The 3,697-nt window shown below is 67.1% G+C and carries 3 protein-coding genes; all 3 read left to right on the top strand.

All coding sequences use genetic code 11. From position 1 onward, the window contains the following. The coding region (locus QOD90_RS04315) for a cutinase family protein (RefSeq protein ID WP_526347022.1) at nt 1-587 on the top strand (587 nt) is incomplete at its 5' end. Nucleotides 588-783: 196 nt separating this feature from the next. After that, on the top strand, nt 784-2,673 hold the full coding sequence (fadD32, locus tag QOD90_RS04320; protein WP_526347024.1) for a long-chain-fatty-acid--AMP ligase FadD32: 1,890 nt from the start codon (nt 784-786) through the stop codon (nt 2,671-2,673). A gap of 91 nt (nt 2,674-2,764) precedes the next feature. Then, the coding region (locus QOD90_RS04325; RefSeq protein ID WP_526347026.1) for a beta-ketoacyl synthase N-terminal-like domain-containing protein at nt 2,765-3,697 on the top strand (933 nt) is incomplete at its 3' end.

Below are 3,697 nucleotides of genomic sequence, written 5' to 3' on the forward strand. Positions count from 1 at the left end.
CCTACGACGACAGCCGTGCCGAGGGCACCCGGGCGGCCGTGAAGGCGCTCACCGACATGAACAACCGCTGCCCGCTGACCAGTTACGTCATCTTCGGCTTCTCCCAGGGTGCGGTGATCGCGGGGGACATCGCCAGTGACATCGGCAACGGCAGGGGCCCCGTCGACGCGGATCTCGTCCTGGGCGTGACGCTCATCGCCGATGGCAGGCGAGAAAAGGGCGTCGGGCAGGACATCGGTCCCAATCCCGAAGGCCAGGGCGCCGAGATCACGCTGAAGGACATGCCGCTCGGGATGTTCGGACTGTCGATGACCGGCCCCCGCCCAGGCGGTTTCGGCACCCTGAACGACCGCACCAACCAGATCTGCGGCAAGGGCGATCTGATCTGCTCCGCCCCACCGGACGCGTTCTCGATCACGAACCTCCCAAGGACCGTGGAGATACTCAGCGGCGCTGCGGGCCAACCGGTGCACGCGCTGTACAACACGACGCAGTTCTGGGCCTTGGACGGAGCGCCGGCTCCACAGTGGACACTGGGTTGGGCGCAACGCTTGGTCGACGGTGCCCCGCATCCAAAACACGGGTGAGTCGATTTGGCCCGTGCCGGGTGTTCGCCTAACATTAAGAGAAAAGTAAGAGCAGCGCCGGGGGGACGGCGCGACGAATGGTCGACCAGGCGTCCCAAGTCGGGTGTCGGATGCTCGGTAGGATCTTCAGGGTTTGGCATTCGGATGGATGCCCCCGCGTGATGCTCGAGAAAACGGGCTTTGACAGGAGAGTTATATGGCGTTCCACAACCCGTTCTTGAAGAACGGTCTCCTCGTATTCCCCGACAACGGCAGCGTGGTGCGGCACGTCGAGAAGTGGGCGAAGGTCCGCGGCGACGACCTCGCCTACCGGTTCCTCGACTTCTCCACCGAGCGTGACGGCGTGCCCGTCGATCTGAATTGGGCGCAGTTCAGCGTGCGCAACCGCGCCGTCGCTGCCCGGTTGCAGCAGGTGACCCAACCAGGTGACCGCGTGGCGATCCTCTGCCCGCAGAACCTCGAATACATCGTCGCGTTCTTCGGCACCCTCTACTCGGGCCGCATCGCCGTGCCGCTGTTCGACCCGTCCGAGCCCGGACACGTCGGCCGCCTGCACGCCGTGCTCGACGACTGCCACCCGACGGCGATCCTCACCACCACCGCCGCCGCGGAGGGTGTGCGCAAGTTCTTCCGCAGCCGTCCCGCCAAGGAGCGGCCACGCGTCATCGCCGTCGACGCGGTGCCCGACGACGTCGGTGTCACGTGGGAGCACGTCGACGTGACGATCGAGACCATCGCCTACCTGCAGTACACCTCGGGTTCGACGCGAATCCCGACCGGTGTGCAGATCACCCACCTCAACCTCGCCACGAACGTCGTGCAGGTCATCGAGTCGCTCGACGGCGAGGAGGGCGACCGCGGCGTCACCTGGTTGCCGTTCTTCCACGACATGGGTCTGATCACCGCGCTGGTGGCGCCCATGATCGGCCACTACGTGACGTTCATGACGCCTGCGGCGTTCGTCCGCAGGCCGGGCCGCTGGATCCGCGAGATGGCGCGCAAGCCGGGCGACATCGGCGGCGTCATCTCGGTCGCGCCGAACTTCGCGTTCGACCACGCGGCGGCGCGCGGCGTGCCCAAGGAGGGCGAAGAGCCGCTGGACCTGTCCAACGTCAAGGCCGTGCTCAACGGCAGCGAGCCCATCTCCGCTGCCACGGTTCGCCGATTCAACGAGGCGTTCGGGCCGTACGGCTTCCAGGAGAAGGCCCTCAAGCCGTCGTACGGGCTGGCGGAGGCCACGCTGTTCGTGTCGACGACACTGGCCGGCGACCCGCCCAAGATCGTCAACGTCGACCGCGACGAGCTGAACAACCACCGCTTCGTCGAGGTGCCCGCGGACTCCCCGAATGCGGTTCCCCAGGCCTCGGCGGGCAAGGTCGGGATCGCGGAGTGGGCCGTCATCGTCGACGCCGACTCGGCATCCGAACTGCCCGACGGCCAGATCGGCGAGATCTGGATCAGTGGCCAGAACATGGGCACCGGGTACTGGAACAAGCCCGAGGAGACCATCGCGACGTTCCACAACATCCTCAAGTCGCGCACCAACCCGTCGCATGCCGAGCGCGCGCTGGAGGACGCCACGTGGGTGAACACGGGTGACTACGGCGCCTTCTACGACGGCGACCTCTACATCACCGGCCGCGTGAAGGATCTCGTCATCATCGACGGCCGCAACCACTATCCGCAGGACCTGGAGTACTCGGCCCAGGAGGCCAGCCGTGCCCTGCGGACCGGGTTCGTCGCGGCGTTCTCGGTGCCCGCCAACCAGCTGCCCGACGAGGTGTTCGACAACGCGCACGCGGGGCTCAAGCGCGATAGGGACGACTCCAGCGAGCAGTTGGTCATCGTGGCCGAGCGTGCGGCAGGCGCCCACAAGATGGACCTCACCCCGGTCGTCGACGACATCCGCGCCGCAATCGCGGTGCGTCACGGCGTGACCGTGCGCGACGTGTTGCTCACGCCCGCGGGTGCGATTCCGCGGACGTCGAGCGGCAAGATTGGCCGCCGCGCCTGCCGTGCCGCCTATCTCGACGGCACCCTGCGGAGCGGGAAGGTCGCCAATGCCTTCCCCGATCAGACCGACTGACGGCTTGGACGACAAAGTGGCTGAAACAGAAGACAATTCGCAGGTACCCGCGGTTGCTGAAGAGGCACCCGCGACACCCGCACGCACCGACATGACGGTCGCGGAGCTGCGCGAGTGGCTGCGCAAGTGGATCGGCAACGCCACCGGCCAGTCGCCCGACGGCATCGACGAGTCCGCGCCGATGGTCGAACTGGGACTGTCGTCACGCGACGCCGTCGCGATGGCCAGTGACATCGAGGACCTCACCGGCGTCACGCTGACGGCCACCGTCGCGTTCCGGCATCCGACCATCGAGTCGCTCGCGACGGTGATCGTCGAGGGCGAGCCCGAAGACGATCAGGCCAACGACCCTGACGAGGACTGGTCGCGCACGAAGGACGTCGACGACATCGCGATCGTGGGCATCGGCACCCGGTTCCCCGGCGATCTGAACACCCCGGAGCAGATGTGGCAGGCGCTGCTCGAGGGCCGCGACGCCATCACCGATCTGCCGGAGGGACGCTGGGAGGAGTTCCTCGGCGAGCCGCGCATCGCCGCACGTGTCGCGAAGGCGCACACGCGGGGCGGCTACCTTTCGGACATCAAGGGCTTCGACGCCGAGTTCTTCGCGCTGTCGAAGATGGAAGCCGACAACATCGATCCGCAGCAGCGGATGGCCCTCGAACTCACGTGGGAAGCGTTGGAGCACGCCAGGATTCCGGCATCGAGCCTGCGCGGCGGGTCGGTCGGCGTCTACGTCGGTAGCTCCACGAACGACTACTCCATGCTCAGCGTGTCCGACCCCGCGGTCGCACACCCCTACGCGATCACCGGCACCGCAAGCTCGATCATCGCCAACCGGGTGTCGTACTTCTTCGACTTCCGCGGCCCGTCGATGGCCATCGACACCGCGTGTTCGTCGTCGCTCGTCGCGATCCACGAAGGGGTCAAGGCGCTGCGCGCCGGAGACGTCGACGTCGTGGTCGCGGGCGGCGTGAACGCCCTCATCACCCCCCTGGTCACCATTGGCTTCGACGAGGTCGGC

It is taken from the genome of Mycobacterium sp. (genome assembly GCF_032161845.1).
Taxonomy (GTDB): domain Bacteria; phylum Actinomycetota; class Actinomycetes; order Mycobacteriales; family Mycobacteriaceae; genus Mycobacterium.

Excerpts from the sequence above, each read along its gene's own strand:
- fadD32 (WP_526347024.1), top strand. The coding sequence starts at position 784 with ATGGCGTTCCACAACCCGTTCTTGAAGAACGGTCTCCTCGTATTCCCC.